Below are 19455 nucleotides of genomic sequence, written 5' to 3' on the forward strand. Positions count from 1 at the left end.
ACGGATTCTATCATACACTACGGCAGCATTCCAAGCAAAACGGCCGCTGGCCCGTATTATGGACAGCTCCGTTTGCGCAGGAGAAGAGAGAAGCCGCGGGTTTGGCGCGGATTTTATTCTCGAAAAGCAAAACGGCCGCTGGCCTGTATTATGGACAGCTCCGTTTGCACACGAGAAGAGAGAAGCCGCGGGTTTGGCACGGATTTTATTCTCGAAAAGCAAAACGGCCGCTGGCCCTTACTCCGGACAGCTCCGTTTGCGCAGGAGAAGAGAGAAACCTTTGTATCCGTCCTTCAATTCGTTGGATAAGTTCGTCAATCACTGTGTTCATCCAACTTTTTAAAATTAGACGCCCATCTCAATCCTGTTCATTTGAGTTAGACGAAAAATTCGTCTTATTCACTCCTGTTCACCCTAAATCCATTGAATAAGACGAAAAATTCGTCTTATTCGCTCCTGTTCACCCAAAATCCATTGAATAAGACGAAAAATTCGTCTTATTCGCTCCTGTTCACCCTATTTCCATTGAATAAGACGAAAAATTCGTCTTATTCTCTCAATGCCGAAGAGCCTCGGAGAACTAGAGGCGAACGGAAACAAAAAAAGAGAAGCCCGACGTTAAACGCGGGTTTCTCCGAAGGGCTTTGCTTTCTTTTACGAACTAGGATTGGACGCCAGCCTTGCGCAGACGCTCCGGCAGAAGGTCGTTTCTGGAGATGTCTTCCAGCGATTCGCGCTGTACGGCGAGGTCGGACTGGCCGTCCTTGACAAGGACGACGGCCGGACGGCGGATGCGGTTGTAGTTGCTCGCCATCGCGTAGTTGTAGGCGCCTGTGCAGAATACAGCCAGCAGATCGCCGCTTTCCGCCTTCGGCAGCTCGAGGTCCCAGATGAGCATGTCGCCGCTCTCGCAGCATTTGCCCGCTACGGAAACCGTCTCGCTCGCAGGCTCGGAAGCGCGGTTCGCAAGCACGGCGTCGTACTTGGATTCATACAGCGCAGGGCGCGGATTGTCGGTCATGCCGCCATCGACGGCAACATACTTGCGCACGCCGGGAATTTCCTTGAACGTGCCGACGGTATACAGCGTCGTGCCGGCATCGCCGACGATGCTGCGGCCCGGCTCGATCCAGATCTCGGGCAGCGGATAGTCGGCTGCGGAGAAGTTGGAGCGGATCGCATCGGTGATCGCGGCGATATAAGTTCCGGCCGGAAGCGGGGCATCCCCTTCCGTGTAACGGATGCCGAAGCCGCCGCCGAGGTTGATGACGCGGAAAATATGGCCCAGCTTGTCTCGGACTTCGACAGAGAATTCAGCCGCTTTGGCAGCTGCCATGCGGAATCCTTCCACTTCGAAGATTTGGGAGCCGATATGGGAGTGAATGCCCAGGAGCACGAGATTTTTGAGCTTGGACGCTTCCTCTACGGCACGATAAGCGGCACCGGCCGCAAGATCGAAGCCGAACTTCGAATCCTGCTGTCCCGTGGAGATATAGTCATGGGTATGCGCTTCTACACCCGGGGTGATTCGCAGCAGAATGTTGACTTTGCGGTTTTTGGAGCCGGCGATCGCATTCAGCAGCTCAAGCTCGGTGAAGTTGTCCACAACGAAGCAGCCGATGCCGGCGTCGATGGCCATCTCGATCTCGAAAGGCGTCTTGTTGTTGCCGTGGAAGTGGATGCGCTCAGCCGGGAAACCGGCTTGCAGCGCCGTGTGCAGCTCGCCGTCCGATACGACGTCGAGCGACATTCCTTCCTGCTCGGCAATCGCGCACATCGCGACGGTGCTGAACGCCTTGCTTGCGTAGGCGACCTGGAATTTGAATCCGGAAGCCTTGAACGCGTCGACATATTCCCTTGCACGCTGACGCACAAGAGCCTCATCCACAATATAGAGCGGAGTGCCGTACTGTTCCGCCAGATCCTTCGTATCGCAGCCGCCGATTTCCAGGCGGCCCTGTTCATTTACTTGGGCTGTTCCGTGCAAATACATGAAAAGAGCACCTTCTTTCCGCCCTCCGCCGGAGGGAATCGTTTATCATTGTGATCCAAGTATAAACGACCCCTGTTTGGAGGAGAAATGGATTTTGTGTCCTTTCATTTGCATTTGTTGCATTCCTGGCCGGCTCCGTGAAGCGGCAGCTCTTCAGCCGCCCTCCGCATCGGGCATTTTGTCCCGCTGCTGCGGACGAAGCAGGTTGGGACGCTTTTTGTTTTTCATGACCGGCATCCTCAACATAATATTGACCATCCCTTTGGGATCGAACGGGATGAACGGCCACATGTAGGGCCGGTTGAACGAACGCTGCATGACGAGCAGAACGAACACCGCCGTCCATCCCAGCACAAGCCCGGGAATATGGAAGGCCGCCACCAGACAGATCAGCAGCAGCCGCACGATCCGGTTGGCAAGGCTGAGCTCGTAGCTCGGTGTGGCGAACATGCCGATGGCGGCGATGGCCATGTACAGAATGACCTCGTTGATGAAAAGGCCGGTCTGGACGGCGATATCCCCGACCAGTATCGCGGATACGAGCGAGATCGCCATCGCCAGCGGCGTAGGCGTATGGATCGCGGCCATCCGCATGAGGTCGATGCCCGCTTCCGCCAGCAGGAACTGGACGAACAGCGGCAGCTTGCCGAGCTTGGCCGGTCCGATGAACGCTAGGGACGGCGGGAGAAGATGCGGATTCATGGCGAACAGCAGCCAGATCGGGACGAGAAACAGGGAAGCCATGATGCCGAAAAACCGGAGCCATCTCAAATACGTTCCGATGAACGGCGTCTGCCTGTTCTCTTCCGCATGCTGGACCAGATCGAAAAACGTCGTCGGCAGGATCATGACGCTCGGAGAGGTGTCGACGAATACGGCCACATTGCCTTCCAGCAGATGCGCGGCGACCACATCCGGGCGCTCCGAATACCGGACAAGCGGATACGGGTTCCATCCGCGCTTGACCGTCGCTTCTTCCAGCTGCTTGTCCGCGAGCGGAATGCCGTCGAGCTTGACGGCCGTGATTTTATCGCGGATCGACTCAACGAGCTCCTTGTCCGCGATGTCTTCAATATAAGCGACGCAGACGTCGCTCCTCGTCCGCTCTCCGACCCGGATGTTTTCCAGGCGGAGCATCGGATCCCGCAGCCTGCGGCGCACTAGAGACACGTTCATCAGCATCGTCTCGACGAATCCGTCGCGAGAGCCGCGGACGACGCGCTCCAGCGAAGGCTCCTCCGGGCCGCGCATCGGGAACATCTTCGTGTCGATGATGAGCATCGTCGATTCCCCGTCGATATACATGCCTGTCGAGCCGCTCAGCACCCCCGTCATCATCATGTTCCAGTCCTTCTCCTGCTCCACCTGCACAGCCGGAACGAAGAGGTTCATGAACGATTCCAGCGCATGCGACGTCACCGCGTCCGCCTGCAGGAAGGTGAGACGTTCGAGGATCTCGGTCATGAGCTGGCCGCTTGAAAGTCCGTTGAGCATGAAAAAAGCCGTTTTTTTGCCTCCTAAAGTCATCTGCCGGACAATGACGTCGAAGCTCGTTTTGTAGCCGGCCTCCTCCTTTAGGCGCTCGACGAATTCCTCGATATCGTCCGGAATCGGCTCCAGCGCATCTCCGTTCGTTCCGGGGGCGGAGTTGTTTCCGGCTTGCCTGCCCTTGCCGGATTTGCCCTTTCCGGACTTGCCCTTCTCCGGATTCCCTTTGCCGGAACCCGCTTCTTCAGAATCCCCTTTGCCGGGCCCGCCCTGGCCCGACCTGTTTTTCCAGGACCTGTCTTCGCTTGGCCTGTCTCCGTCGGACTTGTCTTCCCTCGACCTGTCTCCGTCGGTCCTGCCTTCAATGAACCTGTCTTCACCGGAACTATCTTCTTCGGATCTGCCTGCGCCGGACCTGTCCTCGGATGAATCGGCGGCATCCGGCCTGCCGCGATCCGTCCTGCCCTTGGAAACGGGCACGATTCCGGCATCCGGGCCGGCAAAAGGAGCCTCCGTTTCCTCATGCTTCTCTAATGCTGCCAGCTCTTTCCGTTCATGGCCGCCGAAATAATCAGCCGACTCTCCATGATGAAGCGGCTTGCCGCTGTTTCCTTCAAAAGGATTGGACGGATCCGCCGGCACGGATTTATCCTCCTCGGCCAGCAGGCTGGCCCAATCCTCGTCTGCGGAATCGGCAACGCCCCTGCTTGCCGGACGATCCGCCGAAATCCTGAACGATTCGGCCCGATTCGGCGCTTCAGTGACGAGCGCTGCGGCCAGATCCTCCTCCCCAGCCCCGTTCCGCTCTCCGAGATCTCCCGAGCCCTCCAGCAGGAAAGCTTCCATCCAGTCCTCGTCGATGGAAAAATCCCTTTTCTCCCCGCGGCTCTCCGCCGGCTTTTCCTTCTCTCCGCCGATCCGCTTCACTCGCTGCCATTTCGTCATAATGCAATCACCGCCGTGTCATGATGTTGATCGTTCACAATGAAGGAAATGCACGCCTTGCACGGGCAAGCTACCACTGATAAACGAGCCAGTCGAACAACGAACCCGCCGTCTTGCCGATCACCATCGCCATGACCAGCGCGCCCATGAATGCGGTCAGCCGCAGCCGCTTGGCCAGAATCGGGAGCACATTCATCACTTCCGTCAAGGCGGCGGCCAGCATCCCGATGAAGATGCCGCATAACAGTCCCGGCAATGGAAGGGCCAGAATAACCGGCAGGCGCATCCGCCACTCGAAGAAATCCGCCCAGGTCCAGAACACCGAGCCGCCGACGACAGCCGATTCGAATACGGCGGCTTTGCTGAACGCGCGGGCAAGCTGAGCCAGCCTCGGAATCAGATCGAAGACAATCAGCAGCGCCACCATGCCGCTCCCGACCGCGATGCCGCCGGCCAAGCCGAGCACGCCCATGAATATTCCCGCGAACAGGTCAGCCATCGCTTTTCTCCTCCACTCTCCCCGCTTTCTTCCGCATTTCATCGGCAATAACGTAGGCGTTTATATTTTCCTGATAGGTGTACATTTCAAGCTCCAGCGGATTGGGCTCCTCGTTGAACCGCCGGCGGAAAATACGGTTGAAGAAGATGATCATCCCCAGTCCGACGCCGAACGAATACGGAATCTGGAACCAGAGCGGATGGATCGTCTCCTTGCCGGTAAGCAGGAAGGCTAGCCGCTGATGGACTTCTTTCATGCTGACATCCGTATGGAAGTTCATGATGGCCAGACCCGCTCCGAAAAAAAGCAGCAGCCAGGCGGCGACCAGAACGGCGGCGCGCGGCGATGCCGATGCCCCGTTCTCCTCGACCATGATCAGCACCTGGGGATCGCCGTATGTCTCCACCATCGTGGCCGGGGCTTTCTCCCGCAGCGTCTTGATGATCTGCAGCACGTCGATGACGACCCGGTTGCCGTCTTCCTTGCGGTGGGTGTAGAGCGGCAGCTGCTGCAGCCGCTCCAGCAGCGGCGGCTCGGCGAGCAGCCGTGCGACCGCTCCGAGGCGGACCGTGCTTCCGGGCGGAACCGTTATTCTTTTCTTCATCCGGAGGTAGACCTTCGTCTCCGTCGGATCATCCGGCTTGCCCTTCATTCTCCCGCCTCCTTCCGCCTTTGCCTGTGCATGGATAGTATGGGACAGGATGATTGAGGTTACTCGTCCCGGGACAAATCGACTCCGCATTCCTCCGGCAGGTCCGCCCGGCAAAAAAAAGGCCAGGCCGCCCTATTGGGCGATCTGGTCCTTGATCGATTGCAATATTTTCTTCTCGAGCCTCGATACCTGCACCTGGGAAATGCCGAGCCTGCCGGCCACCTCGGACTGGGTCTGATCCCGGTAATAACGCAGGTACACGATCAGGCGCTCCCTCTCGGTCAGCCCGCCGATCGCTTCGTTGAGCGCCAGCCGGTCGAACCATCGCTCGCCGGACTCGTCGGCGATCTGATCCATGAGCGTGATGGGATCCCCGTCATTTTCGAATACCGTCTCGTGGATCGACGTCGGAGGCTTGTTGGCCTCCTGGGCGAAAACGACGTCCTCCGGCGTAATGCCGAGAAATTCGGCCACCTCGGAGATGGTCGGCAGCCTGCCGAGCGTCTTGGACAGCTCGTCCTTCGCCTTGCGCACTTTGTTGGCCGTTTCCTTGAGGGAGCGGCTTACTTTGAGCGTGCCGTCATCCCGCAGGAAGCGCTGGATTTCGCCGATGATCATCGGAACGGCATAAGTGGAAAATTTGACGTCATAGCTGAGATCGAACTTGTCGACGGATTTGAGCAATCCGATGCAGCCGATCTGGAACAGGTCCTCCGGCTCGTAGCCGCGGTTGATGAAGCGCTGAACGACCGACCAGACCAGACGGATATTGCAGCGGGCCAGCGTATCCCTGGCAAGGGAATCTCCGGATTGGCTCAGAGCGATGAGCCGCTTGACTTCCGAATCGTCCAGGTAAGGACCCGCGTTTTTCTTCAACTCGGCATCCATGATTCAGCCCCTATGCGCTCTAATTGTAGAGCGCCTTTTTGGATTCGATTCGCTTGGTCATGGCGATCTGGGTACCGCGACCGGGCTCGCTGGTAACCTCAAAGCTGTCCATGAAATTTTCCATGATCGTGAAGCCCATGCCTGAACGCTCCAATTCAGGCTTGGATGTATACAGCGGCTGCCGCGCCAGCTCCAGATCCTCGATCCCGCTTCCTTCATCGGAAATGATGATGGTCACGGAATCGCCTTCAATGGAGGCCTCGATTCGAACCATCTTGGATTCGTCGCAGTCATAGGCATGGATGATGGAGTTGGTAACCGCCTCGGAAATGACCGTCTTGAGGTCGTTGAGCTCCTCCATCGTCGGATCGAGCTGGGAGACGAACGCCGCCACGCTGACCCGCGCGAAGGCTTCGTTCTCGGAACGGGCGCTGAAGCTGAGCTGCATGGCATTGGACCGGGACGCATTCATAGGGCAACCTCCAGGCTTGAGAGCGCGTCGCGCTCATTGTCGTGAATCGGCATGATCTTGAACAGGCCTGAGAGCTCGAACAGCCTGTACACTCCAGGACTGACGTCGCAGATGACCATTTTGCCTCCCCGGCTCTTCAGCAGCTTGTAACGTCCGAGGATGACTCCGAGCCCGGAGCTGTCCATGAAGGCCAGCTCCTTGAGGCTGAGGATGACATGGGTGCTGTTTCCCCTAAGGATCGCATCCTCCATCCTCGCCCTGACCTCATCCGCCGTATGGTGATCCAGCTCTCCCTGCAGGCGGACGATCAGGATATGGCGCTGATGTTCCAGATCGACATGAAGACTCATTGCTCTGCACACTCCTCCCGTTGAATGACAGAGGGATTCTCCATGGCGGAGCGCCTTTCCTGCCTGACGACAAAACTAGAAGCAGGGCGCTAGGTTATGACATTTCTCGCTCAGGAGAACAGGCTTCCGGTCGAGCGCTTGAACAGCTTCCACCATCCGGCGCGTTCAACGGATACCGGCATGTCGACCGGGAATTCCTTGATCACCTTGTCTCCCTGATAGACGATCAGCTTGCCGACGGGATCGCCGATTTTGACCGGAGCTTTGACAGGGCCGTCGATTTTGAGCTCGAAGCGGATATCCTTGGCCGCGGCGCCCTTCTTCATCAGGATGCTGTAATTGTTTTGCGCGGTCAGCGGAAGCTTGCTCTTCACGCCTTTTTCGATCGTCAGCATCCCCATGCTTTCGCCTTTTTTCAGAATCGGGTAGTTGGCGTACTGCGCAAAGGAATAATCCAGCAGTCCCGACACTTCGGCATTGCGCGTCTTCGTGTTCGGCTCTCCCATGACGACCGCGACGACCCTCATGCCGTCGCGGACGGCCGTCGCCGACAGGCAGTACTTCGCTTCCGTCGTGTAGCCGGTCTTGAGGCCGTCGGCGCCGTCATAGAACCGCACCAGCTTGTTCGTGTTGACGAGCCAGAACGGCTTGGCCGAATCCTTCCGGAGATAGTCCTGGTATTGGCCGGTATATTTGGTGATGTCGCCGTACTTGAGCAGTTCCCTGGACATGACGGCGATGTCGTGGGCGGATGAGTAATGATCCGCGGCCGGCAATCCGTTGCAGTTGGCGAAATGCGTATCCTTGAGGCCGAGCTGGGCAGCCTTGGCGTTCATCATCGCGACGAACTCCGCCTCTGTTCCTCCCAGCTTCTCGGCCATCGCGACTGAAGCGTCGTTGCCTGACGCCATCGCGATGCCCTTGAGCATATCGTTCACCGTCATTTCTTCCCCAGGCTCCAGGAAGATCTGGGAACCGCCCATGGAAGCCGCATAATCGCTCGTCCGCACCTTGTCGGTCAGCTTGATCTTGCCGTCCTTCAAAGCCTCCATCGTCAGCAGCATCGTCATGATTTTGGTGATGCTTGCCGGAGGAAGCTTGTCGTGGCTGTTCTTTTCATAGATGACGGTTCCGCTGTCCGCATCCATGACGATGGCCGAACGGGCGGAAGGAGCCAGGTCGGAGCCTGTCGATGACGCAGGGTTGGCCGCAGAATCGGCTTCAAGCGCCTCTGCCGTCCCCGGCGTCAGCGGCTGAAGCGCAGGCACGGCGGCTGCCGCGGCCGGCAAGGCCAGAATCAGCTGCAAGCCTAATATGATCGCTACCCATTTCTTACCGGTTCGTTTCAATTCGTTTCCCTCCTAATAGGTCTGGCGGCCTGTCCTGGCATGCAGGCAGGATGGCGCACAACATTCTTCCAGTATCACCCATTTAAGAGAAAGATATTCTATCGCTCAACACAAATAGCGGGTCATGCGGCGATCTCCGAAGACATTTCTCCGGTGAATGGCCCGCATGGCCCGCTTGCGATTGGCAGCCCGGCCTCGTTCGACAGGTCCGAAAACTGCTAGTATTTGCGACTCTTGGTCATCCGCTCTTCCTGTACCTGCACGATGAGCCGGTCCAGAGACTGGCTGATCCGCAGCACTTCGCGGTGCAGAAGCGTATTCCGGGCTGCAGCCGACTGCACCATTTGACCGCGCAGCCGTTCGATCTGTTGATTCAGGGGAACCCTCTCGTTCATACATTCCTCTCCAAATTTCATGATTTATCACGGTCATCATACGCCACGCAAACTAAAAATGCTGTCGTGCCGCGTCGAGCCGAAAGAATCATTTTTGGAAGCGGGAAGGGACTAAAGGCGCGGAATGAGAGCCTGCACAAGTCCAAGGAAACGAGATTTGACGCGTTCTGTCGTTTCAATGACCTCTTCATGCGACAAAGGCTGGTCCAAAATGCCTGAAGCCATGTTCGTGATGCAGGAAATCCCGACCGTCTCCATGCCGCAATGCCGCGCCGCGATGACCTCGGTGACGGTCGACATTCCGACGGCGTCCGCTCCAAGCGTACGCATCATGCGGATCTCGGCGGGCGTCTCGTAGGATGGGCCGAGAACGGCCAGGTAGACGCCCTCGCGCAGGGCGAAGCCTTGCTGGGAAGCGATCTCCTTCGCGACGGCGCGCATTCTGCGGCTGTAGCCTTCGGACATGTCGGGGAAGCGGACGCCGATCGAGCTGTCGTTCGGTCCGATGAGCGGGTTGCGTCCGGTAAAGTTGATCTGATCGGAAATCAGCATCAGATCGCCCGCTTCATAATTCGTGTTGATTCCGCCTGCCGCATTCGTGACAAGCAGCTTGTCCGCTCCAAGCGCTTTCATGACGCGGACCGGGAAAGCCGTCAGCTCGGCTCCATAGCCTTCATACATATGGAAGCGCCCTCTCATGAGAATGACGCTCACGCCTGACAGCTTGCCGACGAGCAGCTCTCCGGCATGGCCTTCTACGGTCGAGATCGGGAAATGGGGAATGTCGCTGTAATGGATCGTGACCGCTTCTTCGATATAATCCCCGAGAATGCCGAGGCCGGATCCCATGATGAGGCCGACCTGCGGTTTGATCGAAGTTTTGGAGGCGATATAATCCGCCGCCTCCCGGATATGTACGGCTGTCGGTGCTGCTGTCGTCATTGTTCATCTTCCTTTCTTGTCTCAAAAACCGTCTGTGGGATTGCCTGCGCGCGGATGCGCTCTTTCGTATACGTCCTTCACCCGAGGCCTTTCCGTGCCGGCATAACGCTCCGTGGACACGATTCCGGCATGTCCCATCATCTCCTGCACGGCGCGCATGTCGGCGCCCCGCTCCAGCAGATGGGCGGCAAACGAGGTCCGCAGCGAATGCGGCGTTATTTTCTCGGGATCGTCGATTCCGGAATGGCGCGCATGCTTCTTGATCAGCTTCCAGAAACCCTGTCGGGACATTCTTTCCCCGGCCGGATTGAGAAACAACGGCGCTTCCTCCTCCCGGTCGCGAACGTCGGGCTTCCGCCTTGAACGTCCGTCTCCGGCTTCCGCCTGCTCCGCCAGCCTCGGCCTGCCTTCCCGCAAATAAAGCCCCATCCAGCCGGAGGCGATATGGCCGAGCGGAACGATCCGCTCCCTGGACCGGGGAGATACGACTCGTACGTAGCCCATGCCGGTATTCGCATCGGACACGCTCATGGCGAGCAGCTCCGACACCCGGATGCCGGAGCCGTAGAGCAGCTCCAGCATCGCCTTGTCCCGGAGACCTGACGGAGAATCGGTCTCCGGAGCGTTCATCAGCAGCTCGACCTCGTCGAGCGTCAGGGGCACGGGTCTCGGCAGCTCGCTGCGGGACAGCTCCACATGCATGGAGGGATCGCGGTCGGTATAGCCTACCCGCGTCAGGAAGCGGTAGAAGGAACGAATCGAAGCGAGCCGTCGCAAAACGGTGGACTGGCGGCAGCCCTCCTCCTTGATGCGCTGCAAATAACGCACGAGATGATGCTTCTGGACGCTCCCGATGGACGAGAGGCCCTGCCCCTCCAGATACGCCAGCGCATGCTCCAGGTCGCGTCGGTAGGCATCATAGGTGGATGCCGATACTCTTCGGCCGTTTTGCAGCTCTTCCAGATAGGCGAACAGGCATTGATTCAGCTCCATTCCAACCTCCCCCTCGCTTGTCAGTATAGACGGTCAACCCCCTTTACGGCAAACGGCGGAGGAGCCGGCATCCTGCCGGCTCCTCCGCCGTTCCCCAGTCATTCCCCGTTATAGTAGAACCAGCGCAGCCTGTCGGCGATCGTGCCGCCCTCCGGCGGCGCCCCGTGATGCTCGAATACTTTGAGGGCAGGCCCTCGGGGCAGCGCATAAGGATCGACCGGAGCGACCCAGCTTTCCGCCAGTCGGCAGCCTTCGTAGAACACGACGGTAAGGGCGGCGAACAGCGCGATGAAAGCCAGCCGCGCCACCCAGCTTCGGATGGAGAGAATCATGGACAGGCGCCTCCTTTACAGTGACAACCTATGCTCGCCAATCGCGCTTTATGCCCATTGTCTGCTGTCGCAAGGCAGGCGCCGCCCCGGCTGCTCCGCCGCCTTCATACAATGGCAGGCACAAGGACAGCCGCAGGAGGAATGAAACGATGATGTCGGCAGGATCTTGCTTGTATTCATGCGCAGCACGCGGACCCGGGCCGGGAACGGCCAAGAGTATCATCGTCTTGACCGGCAGCAGGCAGTATGACCGGGCGCTGGACCATCTGAGGCGGAAAGGAATAACTCCGGTCAAGGCCGTGCGGGGAAGCCGGATGCTCTGCCTCCATCTCCATGCCTCGTCCGACTGGAGCCGCATCAAGCGCCATCCCCATATAGCTTCATTCGAAAAGGATGTCACCATCCGGGCTCTCGGCACAAGCCGCAGGCGCGCGGGCGGCGCTGGGCCAGGCATCCGGCTGCCCGGCGCTTCCGGAAGCCGAAAGGGCTCCCTTTCCCTGCTTCCCTGGAACATCAGACAGGCCGGCGCCCCGGCAGCTTGGCTCCGCACGCTCGGAGGCGGGGTGCGGCTCGCCGTCATCGACACCGGGTCCGGTCCCCATCCGGATCTGTCCATCCGGGGAGGCGTGAACGTCATTGGCGGCGCATCGTACCGGGACGACAACGGACATGGCACGCATGTGGCCGGAATCGCCGCCGGCAAAGGACGCTCCGGAGGTCCGCCAGGCGTCGCCCCGGCCGTGTCCCTCTACGCCGTCAAAGCGCTGGATGGCGAGGGCTACGGCCATCTGTCGGATATCATCGAGGCGATCGACTGGTGCATCGCCAAACGGATGCATGTCGTCAACATGAGTTTTGGACTATCTCCGGGATCTCGCAGCAAGGCGCTGCACGGAGTCATCCGGCGAGCCAGCCGCTCCGGAATCGTGCTGGTCGCCGCAGCCGGCAACATGGGCCGGGACAGCGGCGGACTCGATCTTCCAGCCGCGTATCCGCAAACGATCGCCGTCGCTGCCTCGACGAGAAAAGGACGGATCGCTCCCTTCAGCTCGCGCGGAAAAGGACTCGGCCTGACCGCTCCCGGCGACAGAATCCGCTCCGCCTGGCTGAACGGCAAGTATGCGGTCGAATCCGGCACGAGCATGAGCTCCCCTCATGTCGCCGGCGGCGCAGCCCTGCTGCTCGCAACCTATCCCGGCCTCCCGCCCTCAGGAGCCGCATCGGTGCTCAAGCGCTGGGCGCGCAGGCTGCCGGGCTACGGAAGCCGCTCCCAAGGAGCCGGCCTGCTCCGGCTCGGCAAAATCGGCTCCTTCTGTCTGCCGGCGGCATAGTCCCGCCCCGCCGCTGTCGGCTGAAAAGCAGAAACAGCTCTGCCATTCCATTCCCCTCCCCCGTCGGGGGCCGGAAACGAATGCAGAGCTGTCATGGCTTTTTTGCGTCGCTCAGGTCTCGGCAGCGCCTGCAGATCCCTTGAAAATCAAGCCGGTGGTCCAGAACGGAAAAACCGTACTCGGCTTCGAGGCGCTCTTCCAGAGGTCCGAGCCAGTCGTCCTTGATCTCCTCCATGGAGCCGCATTGCACGCAAATCAGATGATGATGGTGATGCTTGCTGTTGTCCGTTCTGAGATCGTAACGGGCTACGCCGTCTCCGAAGTTCATCTTCTCCACGACGTGAAGCTCGCTGAGAAGCTCAAGCGTGCGATAGACGGTGGCAAGGCCGATCTCGGGAGCCTTATCCTTGACGAGCATGAACACATCCTCGGCGCTGAGATGATCCTCTTCATTCTCAAGCAGGACGCGAACGGTCGCTTCGCGCTGCGGGGTCAACTTGTAGCCCTGCGACTGGAGCTGCTGCTTAATGGCATCAATGCGGGATTCCATAATTCCCCCCTACTACAAGAAAGCCGGCTTGCCGCCGGCGCTTATGAATCTATTATAGTTGGAAAACTTCTAGGAAGTCAATGATTCAGGCTTGCCGCCGCCCAGTCCGCTGCCCATCTCATCAAGGACGGAGACAGCCAGGCGTCGACCGCCGAAGCGGCCGCCAGCACCAGGAACATCGCGGCAGCCGTGCCGGCAAGCGCCGCCGCGGGAGGCAGCAGGGAGCCCTTCCTGCGGATGAACCGGTTGCGGATGACATAGAGGGAGAACGCCAACGATGCGCTGCTGACGGCCAGGTAGGCCGGGACGCCGATCAGATTCGGAGGAACGACGGACAGCAGGGAGAAGGCGAAGCCTCTCCACGACAGCTGGCTGACAAGCGTTCCGATCGCGAATCCGACCAGAACGCCCTTGAAGAAATCGAGCGCCAGGATGAACGGCATCCCGACTACGGTCAAGCCGAGCAGCCAGATCGCGAGCAGCCAGCGGCCATGCAGCCACAGCGCGCTCCAGAAGGCAGCCGCGGGCTCCGGGCCCGAGCCGGAGGAGAGCGAGCCCATGAAGGCGCTCAGCTCTTCGCCGAGGCTCTCCTGCTGCCCGGCGGGAAGCGAGCTTGCCAGTACGGTGCCGAATAAGACTCCTACAGCAAAAAGCACCGCGACGAACAAGAGCAGCATCCTGCTCTCCCTGTCCGGTGCCTTGAAGATGCCAAGCATTCGCCTACCTCCTTCCAGGCTTGTCCGCGTATGGACAATCTATGCCCGGTGAAGCCGGTTCATGCCAATGACGCTACTCCCCGCTCCGAAGCCCCATCACTCCGGTATGCAGATAGAGCTTCCACAAATACACGGCCATAAGGGTCTTCGCATCTCCGATGACGCCCTCCCGGATGTAAGCCTCGGCCTGTTCCATCGTCAGCGCTTCGACATGCAGCTCTTCATCGTCGTCAGGCTGGCTCTCGCCTTGGCTGAGTCCTTCGGCGGCGTAGAGATACACCTTCTCGTCGGCGAACCCCGGCGAAGTGTAGAACGCATCCACCAGCTTCATCTCCGAGGCGGTTACCCCCGTCTCCTCGCGCAGCTCGCGCGCGGCGCATGCCGCAGGGTCCTCGCCGGGATCCAGCTTGCCTGCGGGAATCTCGACCTGGTATTTGTCCATCGGCTTGCGGTATTGGCCGACCGTCAGCAGCTTGCCGTCCAGCAGGGCGATCACGGCCGCGGCGCCGGGATGGCGCACGATTTCCCTGGATGCCATCTTGCCGCCGGGAAGCTTGACCTGATCGACCTGCAGCGTGATGATGCGGCCTTCGAAGATCGTTTCGGATGAAACGGTCGTCTCCGCGCCGGGAAGCTTTTTAGGTCCGTCCGATTGGTTCATTTCCATCAGCCTCCTGTTCGTTTGGAGCCGGCCTGCAGACGCTCCGGAATAACTTGTCCCATCTCTTCATATGCTCAGGCATAACCTTTGCGATAAGGATGTGTGTATCCATGAAAATGTACGTTGGAGCCAAGGAGCTCAGGCTGGTCGGAAAAGCATGGGAGATCCGCCATACCCTCCGCAAGCTGAGCCGCGGCGCCGGCCGGCCGGATGATAAGAGCCTGGAAAAGTTCCTCGCCAGGCGTTCCTGACGGCAAGCCGCTTGTGATTCGCACTTGATGGAGAGCGGCTTAAACGCATGCGTTCCCGACAGCAAGCCGCATGGAAGGTTATCCTCTCCCCTTGCCCATCTCCATCCCGCTTCCTGGGAAAGCGAAGCGGAGGCACTCCCTGCTACGCTTGGGCGCTCAAGCGGATGATGGCCGTCACGAGCTCCGCCAGCTTCGCGATGTCGTCGGCTTTGATCTGCTCCTTGGTCGTATGGATATGCTCGTAGCCGACCGCGAGATTGGCCGTCGGCACGCCCAGTCCGTTGAAGATGTTGGCGTCGCTGCCTCCGCCGGAGCGGAAGGTCGACGGGGACAGGCCGATCGAACGGATCGCCGCTGCGGCAGCCTGCACGACGGCGGAATCATCGGCATGGAGATAGGACGGGTAGATCAAGCTGTCCTCGAGCGACGCTGTCGTCCCGTAATCGGCAGCCGTCGCTTCGACCGCTTGCCTCATGGCGGCGATCTGCGCCTGCAGCTTGGCGCCGTCGATGCTGCGGGCTTCGGCCTCCAGGCGAACGTAGTCGCAGACGACATTCGTGGCGCTGCCGCCCTCGAACCGGCCGATATTGGCCGTCGTCTCATGGTCGATTCGTCCCAAAGGCATGCGCGAAATCGCCTTGGAGGCGACTTGGATGGCACTGATGCCGTCTTCCGGATTGACGCCTGCATGCGCCGAGCGGCCGTTGACATGGATGAAGATTTTTGTCTGGGCCGGAGCCGCTACCGCGATGCCCCCGACCGGTCCGTTGGAATCGAGCGCATAGCCGTATTCGGCGCGCAGCTTGCTGCGGTCCAGCGCCCTGGCTCCGGCGAGGCCCGTTTCCTCTCCGATCGTAATGACGAACTGGACTTCTCCATGCGGAATTCCGTTCTCCTGCAGCAGCCGGATCGCCTCCAGCATCGCGGCCAGGCCCGCCTTGTCGTCGCTTCCGAGAATCGTCGTGCCGTCGCTGCGCAGATAGCCGTCGTCGTCCAGACGGGGCTTGATGCCGATGCCCGGCTTCACCGTATCCATATGGGAGGTGAAGAAGATGACAGGCGCCTCGACGCCTGGCGAAGCCTTCAGCGTAGCGAACAGATTGTTCGCGCCATAACCGGTGGCGGCGGCCGCATCGTCCTCCTCGATTTCAAGTCCAAGCGCGGAAAATCGGTTTTTCAGCTCCTGGCTGATCGCGCCTTCATTGCGGGATTCGCTGTCGATTTGGACAAGCTCCATGAATTCTTGTACAACCCTGTCTTTATGGACCATTTTCCGAACGCTTCCTTTCGATCTGCTTCCGAATCCGTTACAATAGCGGTATGGGTTGTCCCCCTCATGCGGAGGGCAGCCGCCCCGGAAGGAGAAGAGCTGATGAACAATCCCAACCGCATCATGAAGGTCATCGTCTACGTCGTGTTGATTACTCTGCTCGTCACGACCGTCCTGTCCAGCATCGGCTGGCTGCTTTGACGAAGCGGCCGGCCTGGCCGGCCGGCTCCCTTCATCCCCTCATTCCCCGGCTGCTGACGCCGGATCGAAGCCGAACCTGCCCATGAAGTGGGGCAGGATTTCCCTGGCCGCCCTCTCGAGACTCATCTCGATGCCGGTCAGATCCTCGAACGAGGTTACCCCGTACTCCTGAATGCCGCACGGAATGATTCCGCTGAACCCCTGCTCCGCAATGCCCGCCTTGATGTTCAGGGCGAATCCGTGACTGGTCACGAACCCTCTGCGTTTCCTTGCTTTGTTGAATTTAATGCCGATGGCGGCGATCTTCTCATCGCCGACCCATACTCCCGTATACTCGGGCTTGCGTCCGCCTTCGATTCCGTAATCGGCAAGCCAGTCGATGATGACCTGCTCCAATTCCCTTAGAAAGCCGTGCAGATCAAGTCCTCTTGCATCGAGATACATAAGCGGATAGCCGACAAGCTGACCCGGACCATGGTACGTAATATCGCCGCCGCGATCGATTTCGAACACGCCGATGCCTTGCTTGCGGAGCTCTTCCGGGCTCAGCAGCAGATGCTCCGGATGGCGGTCCGTACCAAGCGTATAGGTGGGCGGATGCTGAAGAAGGAGGAGCGTCTCCGCTCTCTCCCCCCGGTCGATTTCCGCTACGTATTCCTTTTGCAGCTCCCATGCTTCTCCATATTCTATGAAGTCGATATACCGAGCCAGGAGCGGCCTGCCGGATGGCTGCCTGTTGTCCATGGGATCCTCCCCGTCGTGGAATTCGTTCGTTCTAGTACAAATGCGTCTCGGAGCTGAAGCTTTCCAGGTTCTCCTTGACCCGCTGCAGGAAGCGTCCGCAGATGACGCCGTCCAGAATCCGGTGGTCGAGCGACAAGCAGATGTTCGCCATGGAACGGACGGCGAGCATGTCGTTGATGACGACGGGCCGCTTGACGATGGATTCGAACGTGATGATGGCGGCTTGCGGATAGTTGATGATCGGCTGGGTCAGGATCGCCCCGAACGAGCCGGTGTTGTTGATCGTGAAGGTGCCTCCCTGGACGTCGTCGACACGCAGCTTTCCTTCGCGGGTTTTGCGCGCGAGGGTGTCGATCTCGTGGGCGAGGCCGGCGATGTTTTTCTGGTCGGCGTTCTTGATGACCGGCGTGATGACGGAATCCTCCGTGCCGACCGACATCGAGATGTTGATGTCGCGCTTGACGATGATCTTATCGACGGCCCATACCGAGTTGATGATCGGGAAATCCTTGATCGCATTGACGACCGCCTTGATGAAGAACGCCAGATAGGTCAGATTCGTCCCTTCGCGCTTGCGGAAGTCGTCCTTGATCTTGCTCCGCAGCACGACCAGATTCGTCACATCCACCTCGATCATCATCCAGCCATGCGGAATCTCCGTGACGCTTTGGCGCATCCGGGTCGCGATCGTATTGCGGATGGGAGTTACGTCGATGAAATATTCGCCGCGGCCCGGAATCGCATGGCCTTCGATTTCCACCGAAGGAATGCGGGGCGTCTCGCCGAGATGAAGACCGGAGGAACGCACGGGACCGCGCGATTCAACGATCCGGTCGCCAGGCTCAAGTGCAGGCGCGGAGGCGGATGTCGGCGCGGAGGCCGACGCCTGCCCCTTGGAGGATGCTTCGGCATGGGCCAGAATGTCCTTGCGGGTAACCCGTCCGCCCGTCCCCGTGCCTTGAACGTCGGCCGGGTCGATTCCATGCTCGGCGGACAGCTGGAGGACAGCCGGCGAATACCGGCCGCGCATCGCTCCGGCAGGGCGAGCCTGCTGCTGCCCAGGGGATGCCGCCGCGGCGGATCTCGCCTCTTCCGCTGGAGCAGCTGCGGCGGCAGTCGATTCTGCTTCGGCCTCGGTCTCGATCAGGCAGATCGGAGTTCCGACCTCGACGGTCTCTCCCGTTCCGACCAGAATCTTGACCAGCCTGCCTGCGATCGTGGACGGAATCTCCGCCCCGACTTTGTCCGTAATGATTTCGCATACCGGCTCGTACATGCCGATCTGCTCGCCCGGCTGCTTCAGCCAGCGCTCGATCGTGGCGCTTACGACCGATTCGGCCAGCTTGGGCATCACGATTTCTTGTACGGTCACTTTCATCATATCGCTCCTTGCCGGGCCCCTGCTTGGAACAGGGACCTCATGGCTCGTAATCGCAAAGCATCGGGATCAGTAAAGAGCAAGCTCTCTCATGGCCTCGAGCACTTTGTCCTTGTTCAGCATGAAGAACTTCTCTCCGGGAGGATTGATCGGCATCGCCGGCACGTCCGGACCGCACAGTCTGCGGATCGGGGCGTCGAGCTCGTAGAGCATCTCTTCGGCGATGATTGCGGACACCTCCGCGCCGATGCCGCCGGTTTTGTTGTCCTCGTGAATGATCAGCACTTTTCCCGTGCGGCGGGCCGCTTCGAGAATGCCTTCCTTGTCAAGCGGCTGAAGGCTGCGCAGATCCAGAATATGGGCGCTGATCCCTTCCGCGGCGAGCTCCTCGGCTGCCTGCAGGGCGAAATGAAGAGGCAGGCTGTAGCTGATGACCGTAATGTCGTCGCCTTCCCGCAGCACGTTGGACTTGCCGATCGGCACCGTATAGTCGCCTTCCGGCACGGAGCCGTTCACGAGCGTATAACATTTTTTGTTCTCGAAGAATAAGACCGGATCAGGGTCGCGGATAGCGGCCGTCAGCAGGCCCTTGGCGTCCGCAGGCGTATAAGGGGCGACGATCTTGAGCCCCGGCGTTCCGAAGAAGACCGATTCCGGGCATTGCGAATGATAGAGGCCACCGAAGATGCCGCCGCCGATCGGCGCGCGGATGACGAGCGGGCAGGACCAGTCGTTGTTCGAGCGGTAACGGATTTTGGCCGCCTCGCTGATGATCTGGTTCGTCGCCGGGAACATGAAGTCCGAATACTGCATTTCCGCGATCGGCTTCATGCCGTACATGGCCGCTCCGATCGCGACTCCGGCGATCGCCGATTCCGACAGCGGAGTGTCCATGACGCGGGTCTCGCCGAACTGCTGCTGAAGGCCTTTGGTCGTCGTGAATACGCCGCCCTTGACGCCTACATCCTCACCGAGCACGAATACATCCGGATCGCGCTCCATTTCTTCTTTCATGGCAAGCCGGATCGCCTCTATATAGTCGAGTACTGGCATCG

General features: G+C 59.6%; 22 protein-coding genes. 3 read left to right on the forward strand and 19 right to left on the reverse strand.

All coding sequences use genetic code 11. The features are described from left to right. Positions 1-661 precede the first annotated feature (661 nt). From lysA to PHU01S_RS05690, 12 genes are all read right to left on the reverse strand, one after another. Positions 662-1993, reverse strand: a complete 1332-nt coding sequence (gene lysA, locus PHU01S_RS05635; RefSeq protein ID WP_127506590.1) for a diaminopimelate decarboxylase — start codon at positions 1991-1993, stop codon at positions 662-664. Positions 1994-2146: 153 nt separating this feature from the next. After that, the gene (locus PHU01S_RS26970) at positions 2147-3847 is read right to left on the reverse strand and encodes a spore germination protein (RefSeq protein WP_084781679.1); all 1701 of its coding nucleotides are present in this window, start codon (positions 3845-3847) and stop codon (positions 2147-2149) included. Between the two features lie 649 nt (positions 3848-4496). Beyond that, entirely contained in the window at positions 4497-4925 is a 429-nt protein-coding gene (locus tag PHU01S_RS05645; protein ID WP_049867206.1) for a stage V sporulation protein AB, read from the reverse strand. Beyond that, a complete protein-coding gene (locus tag PHU01S_RS05650; RefSeq protein WP_127506592.1) occupies positions 4918-5577 on the reverse strand; it encodes a stage V sporulation protein AA in 660 nt (219 codons plus the stop codon). The genes PHU01S_RS05645 and PHU01S_RS05650 overlap by 8 nt, the downstream gene beginning before the upstream one ends. Positions 5578-5709: 132 nt before the next feature. Beyond that, a complete protein-coding gene (gene sigF / locus PHU01S_RS05655; protein ID WP_048748178.1) occupies positions 5710-6465 on the reverse strand; it encodes an RNA polymerase sporulation sigma factor SigF in 756 nt (251 codons plus the stop codon). Between the two features lie 19 nt (positions 6466-6484). Beyond that, complete coding sequence (gene spoIIAB, locus PHU01S_RS05660) at positions 6485-6937, reverse strand: anti-sigma F factor (RefSeq protein WP_021881421.1); 453 nt, start codon at positions 6935-6937, stop codon at positions 6485-6487. After that, positions 6934-7287: an anti-sigma F factor antagonist gene (gene spoIIAA, locus PHU01S_RS05665; RefSeq protein WP_048748177.1), complete on the reverse strand. Its 354-nt coding sequence runs from the start codon at positions 7285-7287 to the stop codon at positions 6934-6936. The genes spoIIAB and spoIIAA overlap by 4 nt, the downstream gene beginning before the upstream one ends. Positions 7288-7397: 110 nt before the next feature. After that, positions 7398-8636, reverse strand: a complete 1239-nt coding sequence (locus PHU01S_RS05670; RefSeq protein WP_021881419.1) for a D-alanyl-D-alanine carboxypeptidase family protein — start codon at positions 8634-8636, stop codon at positions 7398-7400. A gap of 218 nt (positions 8637-8854) precedes the next feature. Then, positions 8855-9031: an aspartyl-phosphate phosphatase Spo0E family protein gene (locus tag PHU01S_RS05675; protein WP_021881418.1), complete on the reverse strand. Its 177-nt coding sequence runs from the start codon at positions 9029-9031 to the stop codon at positions 8855-8857. A 111-nt stretch (positions 9032-9142) separates the two neighbouring features. Continuing rightward, positions 9143-9973 carry a purine-nucleoside phosphorylase gene (locus PHU01S_RS05680; RefSeq protein WP_021881417.1) on the reverse strand — a complete coding sequence of 277 codons (831 nt, stop codon included), beginning with the start codon at positions 9971-9973 and terminating at the stop codon, positions 9143-9145. Positions 9974-9994: 21 nt separating this feature from the next. Beyond that, positions 9995-10966 carry a tyrosine recombinase gene (locus PHU01S_RS05685; protein WP_049867203.1) on the reverse strand — a complete coding sequence of 324 codons (972 nt, stop codon included), beginning with the start codon at positions 10964-10966 and terminating at the stop codon, positions 9995-9997. A gap of 98 nt (positions 10967-11064) precedes the next feature. After that, a complete protein-coding gene (locus tag PHU01S_RS05690) occupies positions 11065-11298 on the reverse strand; it encodes a DUF4227 family protein (RefSeq protein WP_021881415.1) in 234 nt (77 codons plus the stop codon). A 149-nt stretch (positions 11299-11447) separates the two neighbouring features. Between PHU01S_RS05690 and PHU01S_RS05695 the strand changes: the two genes are divergently transcribed. Next, positions 11448-12629, forward strand: a complete 1182-nt coding sequence (locus PHU01S_RS05695) for a S8 family peptidase (protein ID WP_164762990.1) — start codon at positions 11448-11450, stop codon at positions 12627-12629. Between the two features lie 91 nt (positions 12630-12720). On the opposite strand, the gene fur is transcribed toward PHU01S_RS05695, so the two are convergent. The 3 genes from fur to PHU01S_RS05710 form a co-directional block, all read right to left on the reverse strand. Beyond that, entirely contained in the window at positions 12721-13179 is a 459-nt protein-coding gene (gene fur / locus PHU01S_RS05700) for a ferric iron uptake transcriptional regulator (protein WP_048746300.1), read from the reverse strand. Between the two features lie 77 nt (positions 13180-13256). Then, positions 13257-13895 carry a stage II sporulation protein M gene (spoIIM, locus tag PHU01S_RS05705; RefSeq protein WP_049867201.1) on the reverse strand — a complete coding sequence of 213 codons (639 nt, stop codon included), beginning with the start codon at positions 13893-13895 and terminating at the stop codon, positions 13257-13259. A 73-nt stretch (positions 13896-13968) separates the two neighbouring features. Continuing rightward, the gene (locus PHU01S_RS05710) at positions 13969-14556 is read right to left on the reverse strand and encodes an NUDIX domain-containing protein (protein WP_049867200.1); all 588 of its coding nucleotides are present in this window, start codon (positions 14554-14556) and stop codon (positions 13969-13971) included. Between the two features lie 110 nt (positions 14557-14666). On the opposite strand from PHU01S_RS05710, the gene mciZ reads away from it, so the two are divergent. Then, the gene (gene mciZ, locus PHU01S_RS05715) at positions 14667-14807 is read left to right on the forward strand and encodes a Z-ring formation inhibitor MciZ (RefSeq protein ID WP_021880391.1); all 141 of its coding nucleotides are present in this window, start codon (positions 14667-14669) and stop codon (positions 14805-14807) included. Between the two features lie 142 nt (positions 14808-14949). Here the strand turns inward: mciZ and PHU01S_RS05720 are convergent, their stop codons facing one another. After that, the gene (locus PHU01S_RS05720) at positions 14950-16077 is read right to left on the reverse strand and encodes a M20/M25/M40 family metallo-hydrolase (protein ID WP_049867199.1); all 1128 of its coding nucleotides are present in this window, start codon (positions 16075-16077) and stop codon (positions 14950-14952) included. Between the two features lie 102 nt (positions 16078-16179). On the opposite strand from PHU01S_RS05720, the gene prli42 reads away from it, so the two are divergent. Then, positions 16180-16278 (forward strand): stressosome-associated protein Prli42, encoded by a 99-nt coding sequence (prli42, locus tag PHU01S_RS25630; protein WP_157053892.1) that lies wholly within the window; start codon positions 16180-16182, stop codon positions 16276-16278. Positions 16279-16317: 39 nt separating this feature from the next. Here prli42 and lipB read toward each other — a convergent pair whose 3' ends face one another. The 3 genes from lipB to PHU01S_RS05735 form a co-directional block, all read right to left on the reverse strand. Next, the gene (lipB, locus tag PHU01S_RS05725) at positions 16318-17022 is read right to left on the reverse strand and encodes a lipoyl(octanoyl) transferase LipB (protein WP_049867198.1); all 705 of its coding nucleotides are present in this window, start codon (positions 17020-17022) and stop codon (positions 16318-16320) included. A 31-nt stretch (positions 17023-17053) separates the two neighbouring features. After that, the gene (locus PHU01S_RS05730; protein ID WP_281279731.1) at positions 17054-18400 is read right to left on the reverse strand and encodes a dihydrolipoamide acetyltransferase family protein; all 1347 of its coding nucleotides are present in this window, start codon (positions 18398-18400) and stop codon (positions 17054-17056) included. Between the two features lie 69 nt (positions 18401-18469). Further along, positions 18470-19453 (reverse strand): alpha-ketoacid dehydrogenase subunit beta, encoded by a 984-nt coding sequence (locus tag PHU01S_RS05735; protein WP_021880394.1) that lies wholly within the window; start codon positions 19451-19453, stop codon positions 18470-18472. Between the last annotated feature and the right edge of the window lie 2 nt (positions 19454-19455).

Source organism: Paenibacillus humicus NBRC 102415, assembly GCF_004000905.1.
Taxonomy (GTDB): Bacteria; Bacillota; Bacilli; order Paenibacillales; family Paenibacillaceae; genus Paenibacillus_O; species Paenibacillus_O humicus.